The 385-nt window shown below is 66.5% G+C and carries 1 protein-coding gene; it reads left to right on the top strand.

Annotated features, from left to right (window positions below; all coding sequences use genetic code 11):
• A partial coding sequence (gene ispE / locus GYB81_RS23605; RefSeq protein WP_161897984.1) for a 4-(cytidine 5'-diphospho)-2-C-methyl-D-erythritol kinase occupies window positions 1–385 on the top strand: 385 nt, incomplete at both ends.

The raw sequence follows: 385 nt of genomic DNA on the forward strand, positions 1-385 counted from the left end.
GCCGAACTCACCCTGCCCGCCCCTGCCAAGCTCAACCTGATGCTGCATATCCTCGGCCGCCGCGCCGATGGCTATCACGAGCTGCAGACCCTGTTCCAGTTTCTCGACCACGGCGACGAGCTCGGCTTCAGCCTGCGCCAGGATGGCGAAATTCACCTGCACACCCCCATCGAAGGCGTACCGCATGACAGCAACCTGATCGTGCGCGCCGCCAGGCGTCTGCAGGAAGCTTCAGGCACCGCGCTGGGCGCCGATATCTGGCTGGACAAGCGGCTGCCCATGGGCGGCGGTATCGGCGGCGGCAGCTCGGATGCCGCCACCACCCTGGTCGGCCTCGACCATCTGTGGAACACCCGTCTGGGGGAAGATCGCCTGGCCGAAATCG

Source organism: Pseudomonas yangonensis, from assembly GCF_009932725.1.
GTDB classification, from domain to species: domain Bacteria; phylum Pseudomonadota; class Gammaproteobacteria; order Pseudomonadales; family Pseudomonadaceae; genus Aquipseudomonas; species Aquipseudomonas yangonensis.